19 protein-coding genes, 1 pseudogene and 1 riboswitch are annotated in these 21,869 nt (G+C 70.6%); of the genes and pseudogenes, 8 read left to right on the forward strand and 12 right to left on the reverse strand.

Going from position 1 to position 21,869, the window contains the following annotated elements; all coding sequences use genetic code 11:
- Positions 1 to 6 precede the first annotated feature (6 nt).
- The 7 genes from ACH4E8_RS01125 to ACH4E8_RS01155 form a co-directional block, all read right to left on the reverse strand.
- Entirely contained in the window at positions 7 to 1,125 is a 1,119-nt protein-coding gene (locus ACH4E8_RS01125; RefSeq protein WP_398443107.1) for an ABC transporter ATP-binding protein, read from the reverse strand.
- The gene (locus ACH4E8_RS01130; RefSeq protein ID WP_398444672.1) at positions 1,122 to 2,078 is read right to left on the reverse strand and encodes an ABC transporter permease; all 957 of its coding nucleotides are present in this window, start codon (positions 2,076 to 2,078) and stop codon (positions 1,122 to 1,124) included. The genes ACH4E8_RS01125 and ACH4E8_RS01130 overlap by 4 nt, the downstream gene beginning before the upstream one ends.
- A gap of 218 nt (positions 2,079 to 2,296) precedes the next feature.
- Positions 2,297 to 4,075, reverse strand: coding sequence for an ABC transporter substrate-binding protein (locus ACH4E8_RS01135; RefSeq protein WP_398443109.1), 1,779 nt, complete (start codon positions 4,073 to 4,075; stop codon positions 2,297 to 2,299).
- A gap of 122 nt (positions 4,076 to 4,197) precedes the next feature.
- Positions 4,198 to 5,202 carry an ABC transporter permease gene (locus tag ACH4E8_RS01140; RefSeq protein ID WP_398443111.1) on the reverse strand — a complete coding sequence of 335 codons (1,005 nt, stop codon included), beginning with the start codon at positions 5,200 to 5,202 and terminating at the stop codon, positions 4,198 to 4,200.
- 478 nt (positions 5,203 to 5,680) lie between these two features.
- Positions 5,681 to 6,490 carry an enhanced serine sensitivity protein SseB C-terminal domain-containing protein gene (locus tag ACH4E8_RS01145; protein WP_398443113.1) on the reverse strand — a complete coding sequence of 270 codons (810 nt, stop codon included), beginning with the start codon at positions 6,488 to 6,490 and terminating at the stop codon, positions 5,681 to 5,683.
- Between the two features lie 171 nt (positions 6,491 to 6,661).
- A complete protein-coding gene (locus tag ACH4E8_RS01150) occupies positions 6,662 to 7,456 on the reverse strand; it encodes an enhanced serine sensitivity protein SseB (protein WP_398443115.1) in 795 nt (264 codons plus the stop codon).
- Between the two features lie 169 nt (positions 7,457 to 7,625).
- A complete protein-coding gene (locus tag ACH4E8_RS01155; protein ID WP_398443117.1) occupies positions 7,626 to 8,333 on the reverse strand; it encodes an AAA family ATPase in 708 nt (235 codons plus the stop codon).
- A gap of 212 nt (positions 8,334 to 8,545) precedes the next feature.
- A riboswitch (glycine riboswitch) is annotated at positions 8,546 to 8,639 on the forward strand.
- A gap of 169 nt (positions 8,640 to 8,808) precedes the next feature.
- Here ACH4E8_RS01155 and gcvT point away from each other — a divergent pair.
- From gcvT to ACH4E8_RS01195, 8 genes and pseudogenes are all read left to right on the forward strand, one after another.
- Complete coding sequence (gene gcvT, locus ACH4E8_RS01160; protein WP_398443119.1) at positions 8,809 to 9,936, forward strand: glycine cleavage system aminomethyltransferase GcvT; 1,128 nt, start codon at positions 8,809 to 8,811, stop codon at positions 9,934 to 9,936.
- A gap of 182 nt (positions 9,937 to 10,118) precedes the next feature.
- On the forward strand, positions 10,119 to 10,496 hold the full coding sequence (gcvH, locus tag ACH4E8_RS01165; RefSeq protein ID WP_398443121.1) for a glycine cleavage system protein GcvH: 378 nt from the start codon (positions 10,119 to 10,121) through the stop codon (positions 10,494 to 10,496).
- Positions 10,497 to 10,557: 61 nt separating this feature from the next.
- Positions 10,558 to 11,817 (forward strand): serine hydroxymethyltransferase, encoded by a 1,260-nt coding sequence (gene glyA / locus ACH4E8_RS01170; protein ID WP_398443123.1) that lies wholly within the window; start codon positions 10,558 to 10,560, stop codon positions 11,815 to 11,817.
- 209 nt (positions 11,818 to 12,026) lie between these two features.
- A complete protein-coding gene (locus ACH4E8_RS01175; RefSeq protein WP_398443125.1) occupies positions 12,027 to 13,394 on the forward strand; it encodes an L-serine ammonia-lyase in 1,368 nt (455 codons plus the stop codon).
- A 445-nt stretch (positions 13,395 to 13,839) separates the two neighbouring features.
- Positions 13,840 to 14,034, forward strand: a pseudogene (locus ACH4E8_RS01180) (HAD hydrolase-like protein); the annotation flags it as partial.
- 164 nt (positions 14,035 to 14,198) lie between these two features.
- Positions 14,199 to 14,744 carry a hypothetical protein gene (locus ACH4E8_RS01185; RefSeq protein ID WP_398443127.1) on the forward strand — a complete coding sequence of 182 codons (546 nt, stop codon included), beginning with the start codon at positions 14,199 to 14,201 and terminating at the stop codon, positions 14,742 to 14,744.
- A 358-nt stretch (positions 14,745 to 15,102) separates the two neighbouring features.
- The gene (locus ACH4E8_RS01190; RefSeq protein ID WP_398443129.1) at positions 15,103 to 15,600 is read left to right on the forward strand and encodes a hypothetical protein; all 498 of its coding nucleotides are present in this window, start codon (positions 15,103 to 15,105) and stop codon (positions 15,598 to 15,600) included.
- Between the two features lie 246 nt (positions 15,601 to 15,846).
- Positions 15,847 to 16,353: a hypothetical protein gene (locus ACH4E8_RS01195; protein WP_398443131.1), complete on the forward strand. Its 507-nt coding sequence runs from the start codon at positions 15,847 to 15,849 to the stop codon at positions 16,351 to 16,353.
- Here ACH4E8_RS01195 and ACH4E8_RS01200 read toward each other — a convergent pair.
- The 5 genes from ACH4E8_RS01200 to ACH4E8_RS01220 form a co-directional block, all read right to left on the reverse strand.
- A complete protein-coding gene (locus tag ACH4E8_RS01200) occupies positions 16,350 to 17,888 on the reverse strand; it encodes a helix-turn-helix domain-containing protein (protein WP_398443133.1) in 1,539 nt (512 codons plus the stop codon). The two genes, ACH4E8_RS01195 and ACH4E8_RS01200, sit on opposite strands and share 4 nt — an antisense overlap.
- 452 nt (positions 17,889 to 18,340) lie before the next feature.
- The gene (locus ACH4E8_RS01205; protein ID WP_398443135.1) at positions 18,341 to 18,556 is read right to left on the reverse strand and encodes an EF-hand domain-containing protein; all 216 of its coding nucleotides are present in this window, start codon (positions 18,554 to 18,556) and stop codon (positions 18,341 to 18,343) included.
- 109 nt (positions 18,557 to 18,665) lie between these two features.
- Positions 18,666 to 19,385: an ADP-ribosyltransferase gene (locus ACH4E8_RS01210; RefSeq protein WP_398443136.1), complete on the reverse strand. Its 720-nt coding sequence runs from the start codon at positions 19,383 to 19,385 to the stop codon at positions 18,666 to 18,668.
- A 120-nt stretch (positions 19,386 to 19,505) separates the two neighbouring features.
- Complete coding sequence (locus ACH4E8_RS01215; RefSeq protein WP_398443138.1) at positions 19,506 to 20,777, reverse strand: YncE family protein; 1,272 nt, start codon at positions 20,775 to 20,777, stop codon at positions 19,506 to 19,508.
- Positions 20,777 to 21,571, reverse strand: coding sequence for a polysaccharide deacetylase family protein (locus ACH4E8_RS01220; RefSeq protein ID WP_398443140.1), 795 nt, complete (start codon positions 21,569 to 21,571; stop codon positions 20,777 to 20,779). The genes ACH4E8_RS01215 and ACH4E8_RS01220 overlap by 1 nt, the downstream gene beginning before the upstream one ends.
- Positions 21,572 to 21,869 lie beyond the last annotated feature (298 nt).

Genomic DNA, 21,869 nt, shown 5'->3' on the forward strand with positions numbered 1-21,869 from the left:
TGTCACTCACAGCTTGGGCGCAATCTCTTCGGTCCAGATCCGCGTCCGCTCCTCCTGCGCCATGTGGCAGGCGGAGAAGTGCCGGCTGCCGACCTCGGTCAGTTCGGGGCGGACGGTGCGCGTCACGTTGTCCTTCGGTACGTCCGCGTAGGGGCACCGCGGGTTGAAGGCGCAGCCGTCGGGGATGTTGATCAGGCTGGGCGGGGAGCCCTTGACCGGGATGAGCCGCTCGGTCTGGTCGCGGTCGATGCGCGGCATCGAGCCGAGCAGCCCCCAGGTGTAGGGGTGCTGCGGTTCGTAGAAGACCTGCTCGGCGGGGCCGCGCTCCACGCACCGGCCGCCGTACATCACCAGGATGTCGTCGGCCAGTTCGGCGACGACGCCCAGGTCGTGGGTGATGACGATGACCGCCGAGCCGAACTCCTTCTGCAGGTCCCTGATCAGGTCGAGGATCTGCGCCTGGACGGTGACGTCCAGGGCGGTCGTCGGCTCGTCGGCGATCAGCAGTTCGGGGTTGTTGACCAGGGACATCGCGATCATCGCGCGCTGGCGCATGCCGCCGGAGAACTCGTGCGGGTAGTTGTCCACCCGCTTGTCGGGCTGCGGGATGCCGACCCGGTCGAGCATTTCGACGGCCCGGGCGCGCGCGACCTTCTTGTCGACGTCGTGGTGGACCCGGTACGCCTCCACGATCTGCCGCCCGATCGTGTAGTACGGGTGCAGCGCGGACAGCGGGTCCTGGAAGATCATCGCCATGTTCCGGCCGCGGAGCTTGCGCACCTCGTCCGGTTCGGCGCCCAGCAGTTCCTGGCCGTCCAGCCAGATCTCGCCGGAGATCTGGGCCTTGCGGCGGCCGTACTGACCGGCCGTGTGCAGGCCCATGATGCCGAGCGAGGTGACGGACTTGCCGGAGCCGGACTCGCCGACGATGCCGAGGGTCTTGCCCTTCTCCAGTTGGAAGCTGAGGCCGTCGACGGACTTGACCACGCCGTCGTCGGTCGGGAAGTGGACCTTGAGGTCGCGCACTTCGAGGAAGGCGTCGGGGGCGGGCGCGCCGGCCCGGGCGACCTCGCCGGGGGCGGTGGCCGGGCCGGTGGCGGCCCCGGTCTTGTTCAGGTCGGTCATCCGATCCTCACTCGTGGGTCGACGACGGCGTACAACATGTCCACGACGAGGTTCGCCACGCAGATGAAGAGCGCCGCGAAGAGGGTGACGCCGAGAATCAGCGGCAGGTCCTTGGAGTTGATGGACTCGATCGCGAGCTTGCCGAGCCCGGGCAGGTTGTACGTGGACTCGGTGAGCACGGCACCGCCGAGCAGCGCCCCGAGGTCGAGTCCGAGCAGGGTGAGCACCGGGGTCCAGGTGGAGCGCATCGCGTGCCGGCCGATGACGACCCGTTCGGTCAGCCCCTTGGCGCGGGCGGTGCGGATGTAGTCCTCGCCCATGATCTCCAGCATGGTGGCGCGGGTGAGCCGGGCGTACATCGCCGCGTACAGGAACGCGAGGGTGATCCACGGCAGCACCAGGGTCTGGAACCACTGGGCGGGGTCCTGCTCCAGCGGTGCGTACTCGCCGCTGACCCAGTCGAGTTGCCAGCTGAAGACGGCGAGCGAGATCAGTCCGGTGAAGTAGATGGGCAGCGAGACGCCGGCGAGCGCGACCGTCATCGCGGCCCGGTCCCACAGGGTGCCCCGGCGCAGCGCCGAGACGACGCCGGCCGCGACGCCGCCGCCGACCCAGAGCAGACAGGCGCCGGCCGCGAGCGAGAGGGTGACCGGGATGGCGTCGGCGAGCTGCGGCCACACGGCCTGCTCGGTGCGGAAGGAGTAGCCGAAGCAGGGGGCAGGGCACTTCGTGACGTCCGCGCCGTTGGCGTACTCCCGGCCGGCGAAGATGCCCTGGACGAAGTTCCAGAACTGCACCAGCACCGGGTCGGCGAGGCCCAGCTTCTTGCGGATGCCCTCGATCGCGGCGGGGTCGGCCTGCTTCCCCGCGAACAGGTACGCGGGATCGGAGCCGGCCCACTTGGGGAGCACGAAGAAGATGACGAAGGTCGTCAGGGTCACGACCAACAGCATCATGGCGACGGCGAACAATCGCCGGATGACGTAAGCAAGCACTGTGCGCGGCCCGGCGGCGGCCCCGGGAACCCGGATTTCGGGTCGTGGGGGACGCCGCCCGAGGCCATCACCTGCCCTTCGGGACTGGCGGTTTGGGCGTTGGCGGTGTGGTGCCGGTGGTGACCCGCTGCTCGGGGCAGCGGGTCACCACCGGGGATCCTCGGGAGGGTTGAGGACTACTTGACGACGCCCAGCGAGACGTAGTCGTAGCGACCGCTGTACGCGCCGGTGGAGTAGGCGTTCGTCAGCCGCGAGCTGCGCCAGGTGATGTTCTTCTCGTAGACGAGCGGCATCTGGACGGCGAGGTCGGAGACCGCGTGGTTCATCTGCTTGTAGATCTCACCGGCCTTGTTGGGGTCGGTCTCCAGCAGCGCGTCGTCGAAGAACTTGTTGATCTTCGGGTCGTTCGTCTGCGACATGTTGTAGTTGCCGTTTTCGGAGATGAAACGGCCGTCGATGATCGGCTGGGAGAAGCCCTGGCCGGTCGGGAAGTCCGGGCCCCAACCGCTCATGATCAGACCGAGGTTGCGCTGCTTGACCACGGCCGGGGAGCCGGTGATGCTGGCGGACTCGGCGCCGTCGATCGACTCGACCTGGGTCTTGATGCCGACGGCCTTCAGGGACTCCTGGAGGGCCTCGGCGGCCGGGACTTCCTGCGGGTTGTTGCTGCGGGCGCTGATGTTGGTGGTGAAGCCGTCCGGCCTGCCGCACTTCTTCAGCGCGTCCTTGGCCTTGGCGACGTCCGGCTTGCCCTTGCGCTCAAGGACGCCGTACGGGTCGTAGTCGTCGGCGCCCTTGACGTCCTTCGGCAGCATGTTGGGCGCGATGTCGCCACCGGCCTGCGGGCCGCCGCGGACCTGCTGGATGGAGGCGAAGTCGGTCGCGTAGATGACCGCCTTGCGGCACTCGATGTTGTTGAAGGGCTCCAGCGCGGTGACGAAGTCGACGTACCGGACGAAGGCCGTCTGGATGTTGTCGACGTTGTCCTTGCTCTCCTTGAGCGCCTTGCCACGGCCGGCCTGGCCCATGCCGGTGGCGTTCAGGTCGAGGTCGTACTCGCCCTTGATCAGCAGCTCGTCGATCGCCTCGATGTTGGAGTTGATCGTCACGGTGACCTTGTCCGGCAGCGCGGGCCGGACCGGGTCGGACGCCTTGGCCCACTTGTCGTTGCGGACCAGGCTGATGCTCTTCTTCGGCTCGTACTTCTCGAACTTGTACGGGCCCGAGGAGAAGGGCTTGAGCTGGTACTGGGCGCCCTTGTCCATCTCCTTCTTCACCGGGGAGCCGGCCGGCATGGCGAGCATCTGCTCGAAGTCGCCGTTGGCCTTCGGGAGGTTGAAGACGATGGTCTTGTCGTCCGGCGTCTGGATCGCCTTCAGGCCGAGCTTGTCGGGCGCGGTGTCCTTGTACGGGCCCTTGTAGGTGTTGCCCGGGTCGAGGACCTGGCGCAGGTACTGCGGGCCGCCGGTGATGACGTCGGTGGCCCAGATGCGCTGGATGCCGTACTTGATGTCCTTGGAGGTGATCGGCGAACCGTCCTCCCAGGTGATCCCTTCACGCAGCTTGTACGTGTAGGTCTTGCCGTCGTTGCTGATCGCGGCCTTGTCCTGGGCCAGGTCGGGCACCAGTTCGGCGCCGGCGGGGCCCGGCTTGGTGGCGTACGTGACGAGCTGGCGCGAGTAGAACCGGCTGAAGTCCCAGGCCATGCCGTAGTACTGGCGCTGCGGGTCCGCGGAGTCCAGGTCCTGCTTGCCGATGAACTTCAGCGTGCCGCCCGCCTTGGTGGACGGGTTCGCGATGCCCTTGACGCCGGCGTTGAACCCGGCCGCCTTGCCGCCACCGCCGCCGTTGTCGTCGCTGTCGCCGCCGCCGCAGGCCGCAGTGGCCGTGAGCGCGGCCACGACGACGGCCGCACCGGCGACCCGCCTGGCCCTCGACGAACGTTGGGGAGTCATGGTTACAACCTCCGGAGTAGCGCGGTCCCTGCTCGACGCCGGGAGACCAGTTCGGAGCCGCCTGACAGGGGTGGCAGGGGCACGTTCAGTTGTGTGCGGCCGTCCGTGGCCGCCGCGGGCCGTCACCGGGTGCCCTTGGGGTCGAGCGCGTCGCGCACGCCGTCGCCGAAGAGGTTGAAGGCGAGCACCGTGATGAAGATGGCAAGACCGGGGATGACCATGAAGGTCGGGTCGGCCTCGTAGGTCTTCACCGCGGTGGAGAGCATCTGGCCCCAGGACGCGGTCGGCGGACGGACTCCGGCGCCGAGGAAGCTGAGCGCGGCCTCGGTGAGGATGTTCGTCGGGATCATCAGCGTGGCGTAGACGGTGATGGGGGCGACCAGGTTCGGCAGCAGCTCCTTGAAGAGCACGTAGCGCGAGCCGGCGCCCAGGCTGCGGGCGGCCTCGATGTACTCCTTCTCGCGCAGCGAGAGGGTCTGGCCGCGCACGATGCGGCCGACGTAGGGCCAGCCGAAGAAGCCGATGACCGAGACGAGGATCGCGATGCGCACGCTCGAACCGGTCAGTCCGAACAGGTCGTTGGGTAGCACCGCGACCAGGGAGATGATGAAGAGCAGCTGCGGGAAGGACAGCAGCATGTCCATGACCCGGCTGATGATCGCGTCGACCCAGCCGCCGAAGTAGCCGGCGATGATGCCGAAGATCGTGCCGAGCAGTACCGCGACGACCGCGGCGAGGAAGGCGACCAGCAGCGAGATCCGGGCGCCGTACACGATCCGGCTGAAGACGTCCCGGCCGTTGTTGGGCTCGACGCCCAGCAGGTGTTCGGAGCTGATGCCGCCGAAGGCGCCCTTGGGCGTGTTGAACAGCGGGTCCAGCTTGTCCTGGTGGAACTTGTTCGGCGGATGCCCGAACAGGTCGACGATCAGCGGAGCGAAGATCGCGACGAGCACCAGGAAGATGACAACGATGCCGCCGGCCAGCGCCAGCTTGTCCTGTTTCAGCCGTGACCAGGCGATCTGCCGTAGCGACCGCCCCTCGACCGACTTCCTGACTACAGCCGCCGCGACATCGGTGGACGCGGCCTTGTCCGCTTCCGTGCCCGTGTCGTGCATTGGTGCCGTCATCGTGGTGGGGACCCCTCCCGGCCGGAGGTGACCGGCCCGTACCCGCCGCTGTAGCGGCTTGCTGTGAACTTCTGGTGCACGAGGAGCAGTTGGTACGAGATGTACGTGTTACCCGGCCGTACACGCGGGCGAATCTCCCCTTGGTGCGGGAGTCTTCAACGGTCGCGCGATCAGCCGCCAGACCCCCAGGACAATGGTTGCCCAACCGTGATGCGCGTAGAGGGATTCCGTTATCCGGACGACGTCGCGGGCTCAGCGGGGAACCATGTCCCCCCACGACAACGGGAGTTGAGCCATTGTCCGATAATCGGTGAATTGATTCTTCCGGGATTCCCCTGCACTTCAAAGGGATTGCGCGTCCCGAATCCCCCAATCCAATGCGCAGATCCCGGAAATGGGCATGGAAAGGGGGGAGCGTCTTCTGAAGAGACGTCCCTGGAGGGGTGCTGCCGGGGAAGCCGGAGCCGGGTCCGGTCGGTCAGTGACCGGCCACCGGCGGATAGCCGTAGCCATCGCCGGGGGCGACTGCGGGGGCCGCGCCGGGCGCGCCGCCGTGGGCGTCCCGGTCGTAGAACGGCCGGGCGTTGGCCCGCAGCCACATCCCCACCGGGTCGTACTCGTCCGACAGCGCCACCGTCGACACCGGCAGCCCGTCGGGCACCGCCGTGATGGACTGCTGCATCATCGCCCGCACCGCGTCCACCGACTGCCGCCCGGTGTCGTACAGGTCCAGGCCGATGGCGAGGTACGGGGCGCCCAGCGCGGGCTGCACCCAGGCGCGGCGCAGCGAGCGGACGGCGGGCGTGTGGTGCGCGTTGCGCGACAGCAGGGCGTAGAAGTGCGGGATCTCCAGGGCGGGCTCGGACAGCCGCAGCGGCCCCGCGGGCATCCGGTCGAGGCCGGTGGCGATCCGGCGCAGGTCCGGCCAGGGGATGCCGACCCCGCCGCCGGGCGCGTGCGGGTTCAGCCAGATGCCCCAGCGGTCGGGGTAGAGGGCGCGGGCCGCGTCCAGTCCGGTGACGACCTCGTGGGCGCGGTTCCAGCCGGAGACGGACAGTTCCTGGGCGGAGGTGACCGCGGGGGCGTAGCCGACGCCGTCGACCTCCAGGTTTCCGTACTGGGCCTCGGGAGAGCCGGGGCGGCCGTGCCACAGCAGCATCCAGATGCGTCCGCCGGTCGGGTCGGCGAGGGCCTGGAGCAGCGCCTCGTACGCGTCGTACCGTCCCGGGGTCACCTGGCGGAGCATGTGCTCGATCTGCCCGGTCGCCGCGGTGCCTGACGCGCTCACCCTGTTCCGCCCCTTCGTGCCGACCCTGTCTCGAACCTGCCCCGCTGCTCGCCCCGTGGAACAACCGGTGGTGACGGGAGCCAGCTTAAACGGGACGCCCGACAGCACGCGGCCGCTCTCGGCGGCTTCACCCGCACCGGCCGGCGCCGGCCCGCGAAGCCGCTGGCGCCGCTACCGCCGCTCGTAGAAGGGGCGGACCTTCTCCAGCATCCATTCGCCCACCGGGTCCTGCGCGACGTCCAGCAGGACCAGGTTCACCGGCCAGGGGGCCGGGACGCGGCCGAGGGCACGACCGAGGGCGTCCAGCGGAGCGGCCTGCTCGGCGGGCCCCCAGGCGGAGAGCTGGACGCCGATGAAGAGGGACGGGGCGTCGCCCTCGATCGAGGCCAGCGCCCGGCGCGCGGTCATCACCACGCCCGTGGCCTGGAACTCCTCCGCCGCGGCGCCGAGGAACTCCATCGGGTCCTGCTGCCAGTCCGGCTCGAAGAGCCGCACCCGCCCGCCGCTCGCCGGTCCGGCGCCGGGGGCGCCGTCGGGGAGGGCGTCCGCGAGCGGGGCCCGGCCGTCGCGGCACAGCTCCGCGACCGCGGGCGGCGGCAGCGGGACGCCGACCGTGCCGCCCGGGTTCACCGCGATGCCCACCTGCGGCTGGAGCCCGCGGGCGAACTCCCGCGCCGGGGCGACGACGTACGAGACGTAGTCGCCGACGCAACTGCGGTACTGCTGCTCGGAGCTGAACACCGGTACGTACGCGGCGCCGTCGATCTCCATCATCGGCAGGTCGAGCTCCCGGCTGTCCGGGGCTCCGCCCTGCGGCAGCGGCACCCATATGTCGCTGCGGCCCAACACCTCGACGAGCCGCGCGCCCGCGCCCGGGTCGCCCAGCGAGGCGGCGAGCGCCCGCTCCAACTCGTTCGCGGGCCACGCGCCCGTCTCCAGCAGGTCCATGTGTCCCGGCATGCCCATCCCGCTTCGCGCCTCTCCCCGACTCGCCGACGGCCGACTCGCGGCCCGTCCCCCACCACTTGAGCACCGCTTGAGCCCGTCGGCTCCCCTTACGGCCCGCGGGCACGGAGACCCCATGACTCTAGGGCCTGTACGGTCCGGCGCCGTCCCGTTCGGTACCGCGGGCCGGCTACCCCGCCCGGAAGCCGATGCGGGTCAAGGTGGTGGCGGCCGGGCGGTCCAGGAGCGTCACCGAGGCGCAGCCGGCCGGGGCGCGGCCGACCCCCGCGTCCGCGATCAGCCGGCCGGCGGCCCGCCGGTGGCGCGCGAAGGCGTAACCGGAGACTCCGCGTCCGCGCTCGCGCTGCCCCTCCCGGGCGACGTCGGGCGGCACGTCCAGCAGCAGGAGATGGAGGGCGCTGCCGCGGCGCCGGGCCTGGCGGGCGAGCCAGCGGCGGACCCACGCCTGGGTGCCGCAGTCGTGGACCACGACGCTCCGGCCCGAGCGCAGCGCCTTGCGCAGCCCCGCGTAGTGCGCGATGCGGACGAAGGGGCGGTACAGGGCGTACGGCAGGAAGCGGGGCGTCGCCGCGTCCCAGCGGTCGCGGGTGTCCTGGGAGTCGATGCGCGTGCCGCGTACCGTGCGCTTGATCAGGGTGGACTTGCCGCTGCCGGGCAGTCCGGAGACCACGACGACGTCGCCCGTGGCGAAGGCGAGGGTGCGGGGGGTGCGCCCCGAGCGGTCCCGCAGGTCCCGCAGGACGGGCGCCCCGGAGGCCCCGGAGAGCGCCGACAGCGTCGACGGAGCGGGGTCCCCCACCCGCTTCCGCACGGGCACCTGTGGCTGTGCGGGCACCCCCGCGGTAGTGGCGTAGGCACCGGAGTGCTGCAACGTCATCACACCCTCCTCCCCCGGTTCAGGTCACCCACACACATGCCCATGGAGCGTAAAGAAATGGTAATTCGGCGCCATCGATTTCTTCGGTGGTCCACCGCGCCCGGTGTTGCGCCCGGCCGTCGGGCGCGCTCGGGGCGCGAACGTTCCGGTCCGCACTCCCCCTTCCCGCCTGCGCGTGCAATGATGTGCCCGCCAACTGCATACCGGCCGCTTGAATCCACGCGGGAGAGTCCCGGCACGTCCGCCGGGCGCCGAAGGAGCAAGTTCCTCCCTTGAATCTCTCAGGCCCCGTACCGCGTGCGATGAGGCAGATCTGAAAAGCGGGCCGCGTCAGCCGGCTCCACCCAAGGTGCAAGTCACGACCGTACGCCCAGCAGTACGTACGATCGCGACGAACCTCTCAGGTTCCGATGACAGATGGGGAGGATCGTCCTCGTCGTCATGTGTTTCCGTCATGCCCCTGGGAGAAGCGTCCATGAGCCCGTCCGCGAACACCGCCCCCCGCCGAACCGCCCTCGACGCGCTGCACCGCTCGCTGGGCGCGACCATGACCGACTTCGCCGGCTGGGACATGCCGCTGCGGTACGGCAGCGAGCGCGACGAGCACAACGCCGTGCGCACCACCGCGGGCCTCTTCGACCTCTCCCACATGGGCGAGATCACCGTCTCCGGCCCGCAGGCCGTCGCACTGCTGGACCACGCCCTGGTGGGCAACATCTCCACGGTCGGCGCCGGCCGCGCCCGCTACACGATGATCTGCCGTGAGGACGGCGGCATCCTCGACGACCTGATCGTGTACCGCACCGGTGCCACGGAGTACATGGTCGTCGCGAACGCGGGCAACGCCCAGGTCGTCCTCGACGCCCTCGTCGAGCGCTCCGCCGGCTTCGACGCCGAGGTGCGCGACGACCGCGACGCCTACGCCCTGATCGCCGTCCAGGGCCCGGCCTCCCCCGGCATCATGAAGTCCGTCACCGACGCCGACCTCGACGGGCTGAAGTACTACGCGGGCCTGCCGGGCACGGTCGCCGGCGTGCCGGCGCTGATCGCCCGCACCGGCTACACCGGCGAGGACGGCTTCGAACTCTTCGTCGCACCCGAGCACGCCGAGACGCTGTGGCGGGCGCTGACCGAGGCCGGGGCGCCCGCGGGCCTGGTGCCGGCCGGGCTGTCCTGCCGGGACACCCTGCGCCTGGAGGCGGGCATGCCGCTGTACGGGCACGAGCTGACGACCGCGCTCACCCCCTTCGACGCCGGCCTCGGCCGGGTGGTGAAGTTCGAGAAGGAGGGCGACTTCGTGGGGCGCGCCGCGCTGACCGAGGCCGCCGCGCGCGCCGAGTCCGCACCGCCGCGCAAGCTGGTCGGCCTGATCGCCGAGGGCCGTCGGGTGCCCCGCGCCGGCTATCCGGTGGTCGCCGGCGGCGAGGTGATCGGCGAGGTCACCTCGGGCGCGCCGTCCCCCACCCTCGGCAAGCCGATCGCGATGGCGTACGTCGACGCCGCGCACGCGGCACCGGGCACGACGGGCGTCGCGGTCGACGTCCGGGGTGCGCACGAGCCGTACGAGGTCGTGGCGCTGCCCTTCTACCGCCGCCAGAAGTGAGCCCCTGCTGACTCCGGCGCGGGCCGGGGCCCACGAAGCCCTCCGGTCCCGCGCACCGGCGGTGCATGCCGTCGCGCACCGGTCGGTCATCCACCCCGCCCGGTCACCGAAGTGACCAGCGGCACGTCAGCGCGCCGCCCGTCCGTCCGTTCGCCCTTTCCGCATACAGGAGAATTCACGACATGAGCAACCCGCAGCAGCACCGCTACAGCAAGGAGCACGAGTGGCTGTCGCCCGCCGAGGACGGCGTGTCGACGGTCGGGATCACCGAGCACGCCGCGAACGCGCTCGGTGACGTCGTCTTCGCCCAGCTCCCCGCGGTCGGCGACGACGTCACCGCGGGCGAGTCCTGCGGCGAGCTGGAGTCCACCAAGTCCGTCAGCGACCTGTACTCGCCGGTGTCGGGGGAGGTCACGGAGGTCAACCAGAACGTCGTGGACGACCCGTCGTTGGTGAACAGCGCCCCCTTCGAGGGCGGCTGGCTGTTCAAGGTGCGGGTCACCGGCGAGCAGGACGAGCTGCTCACGGCCGACGAGTACACCGCGTTCTCCGCGGGCTGACGGTCACGCTCCGTACGACCACAGACAGCACACAGGGATCAAGGGACACAGGGACTCACACATGTCGCTTCTCAACACCCCTCTCCACGAGCTGGACCCGGACGTCGCCGCCGCCGTCGACGCCGAGCTCCACCGCCAGCAGTCGACCCTGGAGATGATCGCCTCGGAGAACTTCGCTCCGGTCGCGGTCATGGAGGCCCAGGGCTCGGTCCTGACCAACAAGTACGCCGAGGGCTACCCCGGTCGCCGCTACTACGGCGGCTGCGAGCACGTCGACGTGGTCGAGCAGATCGCGATCGACCGCATCAAGGAGCTGTTCGGCGCCGAGCACGCCAACGTTCAGCCGCACTCGGGCGCCCAGGCGAACGCGGCGGCGATGTTCGCGCTGCTGAAGCCGGGCGACACGATCATGGGTCTGAACCTCGCCCACGGCGGGCACCTGACCCACGGCATGAAGATCAACTTCTCCGGCAAGCTCTACAACGTGGTCGCCTACCACGTGGACGACGCCACCGGTCAGGTCGACATGGCCGAGGTCGAGAAGCTGGCCAAGGAGTCCCGCCCGAAGCTGATCGTGGCCGGCTGGTCCGCCTACCCGCGCCAGCTCGACTTCGCCGCCTTCCGCCGGATCGCGGACGAGGTCGGCGCGTACCTGATGGTCGACATGGCCCACTTCGCGGGCCTGGTGGCGGCCGGGCTGCACCCGAACCCGGTGCCGCACGCCCACGTGGTGACCACCACCACGCACAAGACGCTGGGCGGCCCCCGCGGCGGCGTGATCCTCTCCACCGCCGAGCTGGCGAAGAAGATCAACTCCGCGGTCTTCCCGGGCCAGCAGGGCGGCCCGCTGGAGCACGTCATCGCGGCGAAGGCGGTCTCCTTCAAGATCGCCGCGTCCGAGGAGTTCAAGGAGCGCCAGCAGCGCACCCTGGACGGCGCGCGGATCCTCGCCGAGCGCCTGGTCCGCGAGGACGTCACCGAGCACGGCGTCTCGGTGCTGTCGGGCGGCACGGACGTGCACCTGGTCCTGGTGGACCTGCGCCACTCCGAGCTGGACGGACAGCAGGCCGAGGACCGGCTCCACGAGGTCGGCATCACGGTCAACCGCAACGCCGTCCCGAACGACCCGCGGCCCCCGATGGTGACCTCGGGCCTGCGGATCGGCACCCCGGCGCTGGCCACCCGCGGCTTCGGCGACGAGGACTTCCGCGAGGTCGCGGACGTGATCGCGGAGGCGCTGAAGCCGTCGTACGACGCGGCCGCGCTGCGCGCGCGGGTCTCGGCGCTGGCGGCGAAGCACCCGCTGTACCCGGGGCTGTAACCCGTACGTTTGTACGAGGTGCGGGGGCATCGCGCACACTGAACGGTGAGCCGGTGCCCCCGCTCGTACGTCAACACCCACCCCATCCGTCACACCAGCACCACCCCGTACCGCCTTGCACGGCCCGCATCCACTGCATCGACTGCACCCCCGCACCGCCTTGCACAGCCGGCAGACAACGGCGTCTACCAACCCGCTAGGAGTTCTCCGTGGCCATCTCGGTCTTCGACCTGTTCTCGATCGGCATCGGCCCGTCCAGCTCGCACACGGTCGGCCCGATGCGCGCGGCCCGGATGTTCGCCCGGCGGCTGAAGAACGAGGGCCTGCTCGCCCACACCACCGCGGTCCGCGCCGAGCTGTTCGGCTCGCTGGGCGCCACCGGCCACGGCCACGGCACCCCCAAGGCGGTGCTGCTGGGCCTGGAGGGCGCCTCCCCGCGCACGGTCGACGTCGAGGGCGCCGACGAGCGGGTGGCGACGATCAGGGCGGCCGGCCGGCTGAACCTCCTCGGGGCGCACGAGATCGCCTTCGACGCCGACGAGGACCTGGTCCTGCACCGTCGCAAGGCGCTGCCGTACCACGCGAACGGCATGACGATCACGGCGTACGACGCCGAGGGCGCCACCGTGCTGGAGAAGACGTACTACTCGGTCGGCGGCGGGTTCGTCGTCGACGAGGACGCGGTCGGCGAGGACCGGATCAAGCTCGACGACACCGTGCTGAAGTACCCCTTCCGCACCGGCGACGAACTGCTGCGGCTCACCAAGGAGACCGGACTCTCCATCTCCTCGCTGATGCTGGAGAACGAGAAGGCGTGGCGCACCGAGGACGAGATCCGCGCCGGCCTGCTGGAGATCTGGCGGGTGATGCAGTCCTGCGTGACCCGCGGCATGACCCGCGAGGGCATCCTCCCCGGCGGCCTCAAGGTCCGCCGCCGCGCCGCCAACACCGCCCGCCAACTGCGCGCCGAGGGCGACCCGCTGGCCCGCGCGATGGAGTGGATCACCCTCTACGCGATGGCGGTGAACGAGGAGAACGCGGCGGGCGGCCGGGTGGTGACCGCCCCCACCAACGGCGCCGCCGGCATCATCCCCGCCGTGCTGCACCACTACGTGAACTTCGTCCCCGGCGCCGACGAGGACGGCGTCGTCCGCTTCCTGCTCGCGGCCGGCGCGATCGGCATGCTCTTCAAGGAGAACGCCTCCATCTCCGGCGCCGAGGTCGGCTGCCAGGGCGAGGTCGGCTCCGCCTGCTCGATGGCGGCCGGCGCCCTCGCGGAGGTCCTGGGCGGCACCCCGGAGCAGGTGGAGAACGCCGCGGAGATCGGCATGGAGCACAACCTCGGCCTGACCTGCGACCCCGTCGGCGGTCTGGTGCAGATCCCGTGCATCGAGCGCAACGGCATGGCGGCGGTCAAGGCGGTCACGGCGGCGAAGATGGCGATGCGCGGCGACGGGAACCACCTCGTCTCCCTGGACAAGGTCATCAAGACGATGAAGGAGACCGGGGCGGACATGTCGGTGAAGTACAAGGAGACGGCGCGGGGCGGGCTCGCGGTGAACATCATCGAGTGCTAGGCGGATGGGCCCTGACCAGCGCGTTCGTGTCTTTCGACGCTGTCAGGGCCTTCCCTGCTTACGCGTCGGAAAGTCCCTGAGGCCTCCCTGGGACAGACGTGAAAGTCCCTGGGATGTCCCTGGCTCGCTGAGTGTGCAACGCCCACGAGCAGTCACCCACACGAGTGAACTGACACTGCGTTCTCCAGGTGCCGGAGCCGGGTCTGTGGCCCGCCTACCTGCCGCTCACCGCCCACCCGCCAACGAGGAGCGGCAGCGCCGGGCAACGAACGAGGAGACGCGACCGGAGGAACCTCACGTATCGAGAGCATCGCACCAGCCTCAAGTCATTCAGGAGACAGAAGCCTCTCCACTCGATCCACGAGTTGCCGAACTTCTCTGCGGTACGGGCCCCACCGCGCCGTGTACGAGGTCAGCTGGGACATGCGAATGCCGACAGACTCACCGGAGCAACACCGTCATCGTCGGGGACTCGTTGGAGGACGTCCGCACCGGACGTGAAGGCGGGGCGCGGGTGATCGGTGTCGCCTCCGGGACCACCTCCGCAGCCGATCTGGCCGACGCGGGCGCGGACCATGTCGTCTCCGACCTCACCGACCCTTCGCAGCTTCTGCGGCTGATCGGACCTGGGGCCGAGTAGGAGCAAGGATCATCGAGGAGTCGGCCGCGCCCATCTATCGCTGGCGGCCCGGCTTACCCAAGCCTCGCGGTCCTGGGGTGACGGCGCGTGTCCGTGTGATCCAATGGCCGCCGAGCCGGGACCACCTCGCGAAGGGAACACGAAGCGTGTCGACGGTCATACCTGTGCCCGATGACTGGCAGCCGTTGTTCGACGGTTGGGAAGACCTCCGGCACGGCTACCACTATGGGGACAAGGACGAGACGGTGCGCGACTGCGCCCGCCGGCTCGACGCGACGGTGCCGGGGGCCGAGGAGAGTCCCGTGCTGTTCTGGACGCTGGGTTTGCTGATGCTCACCCCTTACGTGGCCTTCGGCGAGCCCGGTCCGGGAGTCAAGGACGAGGTCGTCGGCGTACTGAGCCGGGTGGCGCGCGGTGACGACGGCCAGGCGTGCGCGCACGGCTGGCATCCGTACGACATCGAGGTCGACGACGTCCTCGAATTCCTTCCCGCCGGCCTCGACGAGCTGAGCGCCCCGGCGGACCAGGACCTCGACGACCTGCTTCCCGAGCACGTGCTTCCCGCGCACTGCCTGGAAGAGCTCGAAGACCAGGAGGCCGAACCCGCGTCTCTCTCCGGACCCGAGATCCTCGCCCGCTGGCAGTGTCCGCGTGCCGCATCGGGGTTCGCCCGCGCCGCCCTCGACTACCTGGGCGCAACCGTCCGTTGAGGCGGCGCCTCGAAGGGTGGGCAGTCGGCTGGCCCGGCTCCCCGGCCCACCCCGTTCGGGCGCGTCGCAGCCGGATGACGCGGAAGCGCCAAGAGCGCGCTGCTGGAGCGGGCCCGACCCCGGCCAAGTGCGGGACGGGCCCGTCCTGTTGAGGCGGTCCGCTGGTGATCAGGGGGCCTGACCGGTCCGGTGGGCACGGTGCACCCCTGCTCCGCAGGGAATGAGCATCGTGCCTGGTGATGGCGGGCACGACCAGCGCATAGCGTCACTGACCGGTCGGGCCGCCCGCGGAACCGACCACAGCATCAGCTCGATCCTCGCGCGTCGGCGGCGGGGTCCCGAACGGTCAGGAAGCACAGTGAAGAAGACGGTTACCGCCCTCTCCAGGGGAATGCTCGCCACGGCGCTGGCCGCCGGCGGGCTGCTGGTCGCCAGCAGCCCGACGACGGCGGCGGAGACGGCCGCGAGCAGGGGATGTTCCACGAAGCAGCACAAGGAGTTCGACACCTCGGGGTACAACACGGACGTGTACCTCACGCTCTGCGTGGCAAGCCGTGACGGCGGCTACATAGCGAGCGCCGACGGGTACTACATCGACGGCGGCGGAAAGCGGAAGTTCGACAACTTCGACATCCAGATCCGGCTCGAACGCGACAACAAGGACCTCAAGGTCTCGGTCTGCGACATCACCGCGGAGATCAACCGGGCCGACAACGGGCCGATCCAGTGCCAGACGAAGATCCACGCGACGGGGAGTTCGAAGGGTCTCTCCGCCGACGGGAAGGTCAACTACGACCTGGACGCGGACGGCAAGGGCGGATACACCTGGGCACTCACCGGGTCGCCGCGCCTCTAGCCCCCTCTCCCGGAAGGGACCTGGGTCGAACGCCGTTCGCCGGGCGCTTCCGCCTCGGGCGGCGAGCGCCAAAGCTGAGCAGCGTGCACGCTCGTGGCCGCAAAGTTGAGCATCGTGCCAGGTGGTGGCGGGGGTGGACACCGCATAGCGTCATTCATCAGTCGGAGTGCCTACGGGTTCCGGCCGCACCATCAGCTCGATCCGCGCGCCTCGGGGTGCGGCATCTCAAACGAAGCAGGATTCACGGTGAAGAAGACGGTTACCGCTCTGTCCAGGGGAATGCTCGTCACGGCGCTGGCCGCCGGTGGCGTCCTGGTCGCCGGCAACCCGGTCACGGCAGCGGAGACCGCGGCGGGGACGCCGATCAGGGCTTGCTCCACGCAGCAGCACAAGGAGTTCCCCACCTCCGGGTACAACACCGACGTGTACATCAAGCTCTGCGTGGCGCCCCGCACCAACGGCTGGATCGCGAGCGCGGACGGCTACTGGACCGACGGCGGCGGGAAGCGGAAGTTCGACAACTTCGACATCCAGATCCGGCTCGAACGCAACGACAAGGACGTCCTGGTCTCCCTCTGCGACATCACCGCGGAGGTCAACCGGGCCGACAGCGGCACGATCCAGTGCCAGACGAAGATCCACAAGACCGAGAACATGAAGGGCCTCAGCGCCGACGGGAAGGTCAACTACGACCTGGACGCGGACGGCAAGGGCGGATACACCTGGGCACTCACCGGGTCGCCGCGCCTCTAATCGGGCGGCGAACCGCCTGTCGGGGGGCCGGCGGTGCCGTTCTCGACCGTGAGGGCGTGGACGAGGTCGTAGACGCCCGAGTGGGTGCCCAGCAGGTCTCGGTGGAGCAACCGCCCCGCGGTGCGCAGGCGGTCGCCGACCGTGTTGCGTCCCACGCCGAGGCTGTGGGACGCCCGGCGGGCGTCGGTGTTGGCTTCGATCCAGGCGCTCAGGGTGCCCCGGAGGTCGCGAGGGCCGTCGGGGAGCGGAGCCAGGAACGTACGGGCCCAGCTCACTGCGGGCGGGGTGCACAACAGGTCTTCCAGGACCGGGGCGGGGCGCGGCACGGGGGTGCGCGCCCCGCTCTCGTACCAGGGCGCGTCGGGGACCGACAGGGCCAGGGCGAGCGCCGCGCGGGAGCGGACGTCCGCCAGGTCCAGGCCGAGGGCCTGCCCGGCGCGGTCGAGGTGTGCGGCGACGCTGTTGCGGCTGACGCCCAGCAGGCGCGCGACGCCGGACCGGGGGAAGGTCAGCGACAGCCGGGTGATCTCGTGGGTCAGCTTGGGGGCGGTGTCCAGCGGTCGCAGGACTTCCCGGGCCCAGGCCGCGGCAGGACCGGCCGGCAGCACCCGCCCCAGCGACACCCCGCCGCCGGATCCCGCGACCCGGTCGGGGGCGCCGCGCGCGACGGCGAGGGCGTGGCGGGCCTGTTCGTAGGCGTCGGCCGTCTCGTCGAGGGGGTGGGGGTCGCTCACGCCCAGCCTGTAGTGGCCGTGCTCCGACACCAGGCGCCGCAGCGCGGCTCCGGGGCCGTCGGGCGACTCGGGCGCGTCCTCGGCGATCAGGCAGATCAGGTGGTCGTCGTAGACGGGGCAGCGCACCATCAGGGCCGGGCCGTGGTAGCCCGACGCGTCCTGGAGTTCGCGGGCGATGCGGTCGCGGTCCTCGGCGCCGCAGCGCAGCAGTTCGACCCGGAGCGAGCCGGCGTCCAGCAGGTCCGGGACGGCGCCGGCGGTCATCCGGCGGGCCAGCACCGGGTCTCCGGCCATCAGCGCCATGAAGACCGCCAGCCGCAGTTGTCCCGCTTTGCGGTGGTACTCGCGGGAGGCCGCGGCGGCCCGGCCGGCGCTGCGCAGCAGCATCATCAGGCCGCCGGTGTGCGAGGCGAGGAGGGCGGCGTCCCGGCTCAGGGCGTCGGGTGCGGCCACCACCAGCACGGGGCGGGGGGTCCGCTCGCCGAGCGCCTCCAGACGCACCTGCACGGGACCCGCGCCGGTGACCGCGTCGGTCGCCGCGGCGTCCAGGGCACCGTCCGCCAGCCGTTCGAGCAGGGGGCGCAGCGCGGGCAGCACTTGTCGGGGGAACGCGGCTCCCGCCGCCTCGACCGCGCCGGCGCGGTCCACCAGCGCGACCGCGGCACCGAGCTGGGCGCCCAGCCACTCCACCAGTTCGCACAGGTCGAAGGCCGCTTCGTCGGACTGCTGACGCCGGACCTGGCGCAGGAGTTCATGGAGCGGTCTCGACCCGCCGTGCTCGTCGACGTCGCCCGAAGCCACGTGCCTGCCCCCCTCACCCGGACGTGCCTGCGTCCGGACCTCCCTGTGCACCGAATGTCCGCCGGCTGTGCACCGAATTCCGCCGGCCCGCTTCCCGGCCCCGCGCGGGCGGCCCGGCCGCTCCGGCGCTCCCGGTGTGCCGCCGGATACGACCGGCGGTTCGCTCACGTCGCCCGGAACGGGGCGCCCGGCGAGCGGAACATCGAATCACCTTCGACCGATGATCGCCACGGCCGTCGAGCGCTGCTGACCGAATGTCCAACGGGACGACCGCCTCCGCATCGTAAGGGGTCTGGCCGAAAATCGACGAAAGCGGTTTCCGATATCACCGTTGTCGGCCGGCTCCGGCACCTCGTCGCCGCTGGACTGCCCCCGCCACCGCCGCGCACACCGGGCCGGACGTGCGGAAGGGCGGCCACCCGCGGGGGTGGCCGCCCTTCCGTCGACGTGCCTCAGACCTTGCTGAAGGAGGTCCAGAACTCCTCGAAGGTCAGCTTGCCGTCGCCGTTGAGGTCCTTCGACTTGATCACCGCTTCGGCGACCGTTTCCGTGACGTTGAAGTCGCCCAGCTGCGCCATCACGCTCTTGTACTCGGACGCCGTGATCAGACCGTCGCCGTCCAGGTCGTACCGGTCGAACGCCCTGCGGGCCGCTTCCTTGTCCGCCACTTCCTCTGCCCCTCCTCGGTGCACTACTGACGGGAGTCAGATTATCGGTCCGAAGCACCCCGACGGCTCAAGGGGCGGCCCTTGGGCCTGCCTTACGGATCAGGCCGGCTCAGCGACCGGCGAGGGCCGGGACCTTGGCGGGCGCCGGCTCGACGCTCGCCGCCGGGTAGCCCGCGCGCCAGGGCTCGTAGTGCGGGTTGTCCACGCACTCGCTCATGATCTCGACCTTCTTGACCTTGTCGATCGGACAGACGCCGACGACGAACTGCCGCGCCACCCCGCCGGGGAACGCCACCTCGACCTGGTCGGCGTACTTGTGGCTGTCGCCGATGGTCTTGTTCACGTCGACCCCGCCGGGGGCGTCGATGTAGTAGTTCCAGCCGTTCTTCCACGACTTGTACAGGTCGTGGTTGTACGAGGTGGAGACGTACGGGGAGGGCTGGTTGACCAGGACGTACTTCTCGATGTCGTACTGGCCGTCCAGCGGCGCCTTGGGGTGGAAGCCCTGCTCGAAGACGATCTCCGGGCCGCGGCCGTCGGTGCGGTAGAGCTGGAGGCAGTTGGCGCGCCAGGCGGGGTCGGGCGTGATGCGGTCGACGTCCACGCGCCGGTCGGCCGCGGCGTAGAGGCGGTCCGCGACCGCGGGGCAGGAGTTGGCGGGGGCGGCCGCGCGGGTCGCCTGCGCGGGAACGGCGGGCACGGCGGATGCCGCGGTTCCGGTGGACTCCGCAGCGGGGGTCGCGGACGACGAGGCCGCGGCGGGGACGAGGACGGTGGACAGGGACAGGACGAGAACGGCGGCCCGGCGCCGCAGTCGGGTGGTGATCATGGGATCACCTTCCCGACCGACGGTCACCGGGCCGGGCAACGTCACCGGTTGGTGGGCGGGTTGGGGCGCACGGCTTGACGCAGGGGTGTTCGCCGCGTCAGTCAGGACGGCCCCCGCCCCTCACCGGAAGACGCCGGTGTGCCCCAGGGAGTAGCGGCCGGGCTGCGGGTAGAAGGCGAGCCCGTGGGGGCCGTCGCCCACCGGGATGCGGGCCAGTTGCTTGCCGCTCTGGGTGTCGATCGCGTACACCTCGGCGTCGTACCGGCCCGACAGCCAGAGCACCTTGCCGTCCGCGGAGACCCCGCCCATGTCGGGGCTGCCGCCGTCCGGGAGCCACCACTTCTTGGTGAGCTTGTTCTGCGGGAAGTCGAAGACGGAGACGGAGCCCTCGCCGCGGTTGGGGATGTACATCTCCTTGGAGTCGCGGCTGATGTAGAGGCCGTGGGCGCCCTCGCCGGTGGGCAGCAGGGTCGGGGTGGTGAACTTCTCCCCGTCGAGCACCCACACCCCGTGCGCCATCATGTCGGCGACGTAGAAGGTCTTGCCGTCCGGCGAGAGCTTCACGTCCTGCGGCATGGCGCCCTCGAAGGGCAGCTTCTGCTGGCCGACGACCTCCATCTTCTCCGTGTCGACCTTCAACAGCTCGCCGGAGAACTCGCAGGAGACGATGAAGTACCGCCCGTCCGCCGAGAAGTCCGCGTGGTTGACGCCGTAGCAGGTCACGGGGGTGGTCTTCACCCGGTCCATGGTGTGCGGATCGCGGAAGACCAGCTCGCGGTCCATGGAGGCCATGACGACCGCGTGCTTGCCGTTGGGCGTGAAGTAGAGGTTGTACGGGTCGTGCACCTCGACCTCCTTGCCGGCCTTGCCGGTGGCGGGGTCGATGGGGGTGAGGGTGTGGCCGCGGTTGTTGTTCACCCACAGGGTCTTCAGGTCCCAGGAGGGGACGACGTGCTGCGGCTGGATGCCGACGTCGATGGTCTCCACGACCTTGTAGGTGGCGGGGTCGATCACGGACACCGTGTTGGAGTTGGTGTTGGGGACGTACACCTTCGTCGGGAAGCCCTTCACCACCGGGGAGAGCGCGCCCGGGCGGTCCGCCGCGTAGATGTCCTTCGGGTCGAGCACCGGCGGCATCCCGGGCAGCCCGGGCGGGGCGGCGGGCTTGGTGGCCTTCTTCGCCGCGGCGGCCTTGGACGCGTCCGTCCGCACGGACTGGCCGGTGTCGGCGCCGCAGCCGGCGACCAGGGCGAGCAGGGCCCCGGCGCACACCACCCGGCCGCATCTGGAGAGCCGGGCGGACCGACGGGAACGGGCCCGGTACGGCGGTGGCGACGGGGACGAGTGGGACGACGGGGCCGACGGGGACGACGGGGACAGGGGGTAGCGCATCAGCTCAGCAGCTCCGTGGTGGTCACCGCGCGCAGTCCGCGGCGGTGGAGGTCGTCGAGGAGGGCGGGCAGTGCGGCGACCGTGTCCGCATAGCCGAAGTGCAGGCTGACCACCGATCCGCGCTGGATCTGCCCGGCGACAGTGCGGGTCACGGCCGTGGCGCCGGGCGAGGTGGAGTCGAGGGAGTCCAGGTCGTACGAGAGGACGTGGGGGTAGCCGGCGCGCTGGGCGAGCCGGACGACGAGGGGGGTCGCGGATTCGGTGCGCGAGGGGCGGAACCAGGTGCCGATCGAGCCGGTGAGGCGGCGCAGCCGGTCGGCGCACCCGGTGATCTCGGCGTACGCCTCGTCCGCCGGCAGCTCGTTGATCGTGACGTGGTTCAGGGTGTGGTTGCCCAGGTCGTGACCGCCGTCGAGGATGCGGCGGGCCATCTCGGGGTGCTCGTCGAGCCAGCCGCCGACGGCGAGCACGGTGATCTTGGCGCCGGCCCGTTCGACCTCGGTGAGCACGGCCCGCGCGGTGGCCGGGTCGCCGCCGCCGTGGAAGGTCAGGGCGACCCGGTCGCGGTCGGCGGGGCCGTGGGTGATCTGGGCGGGCTGGCCCGGGTAGCGCCGGGCGGCGGGTGCGGCGCGCGGCCGGCCGGCCGCGGCGGCGGCAGGGGCGCTGGTCGCTGCCGGGGAGGCCGTCGGCGGCCTCGGGGCGCGACCGCCGTCGGCGCAGCCGGTGGCGAGGGCGCCGGCGAGGGCGGCCCTCGCTCCGGCGCGCAGGACGCGGCGGCGGTCGGTCGGGGTCATAGCTGAGGACGCTAGACAGCCGGTACGAAAAAAGTAACGATTAGACCGATTCAGGCAGTTTCGCCAAGCCACCTCGAAGCCGTCTCGAAGTCGCCGCAAGACCCACCCCGGGCCGCCCCGAAGCCCCCACAGGGCCGCTCGGGCGAGGCGCACTCGTTCACCTCAAGGCAAGGAAATATTCATCGATAACGAGATCTTGGCGATGTTTATGAGGCCAGTGCGCCATCTCACCTGAGATCTTCATGAGATGCGTCCGCTTTGCTCACCTTTGGGTGATTGTGGAGTTTGGGGGAAGTGC

The sequence above is a fragment of the Streptomyces sp. NPDC017979 genome, assembly GCF_044328175.1.
Classification (GTDB): domain Bacteria; phylum Actinomycetota; class Actinomycetes; order Streptomycetales; family Streptomycetaceae; genus Streptomyces.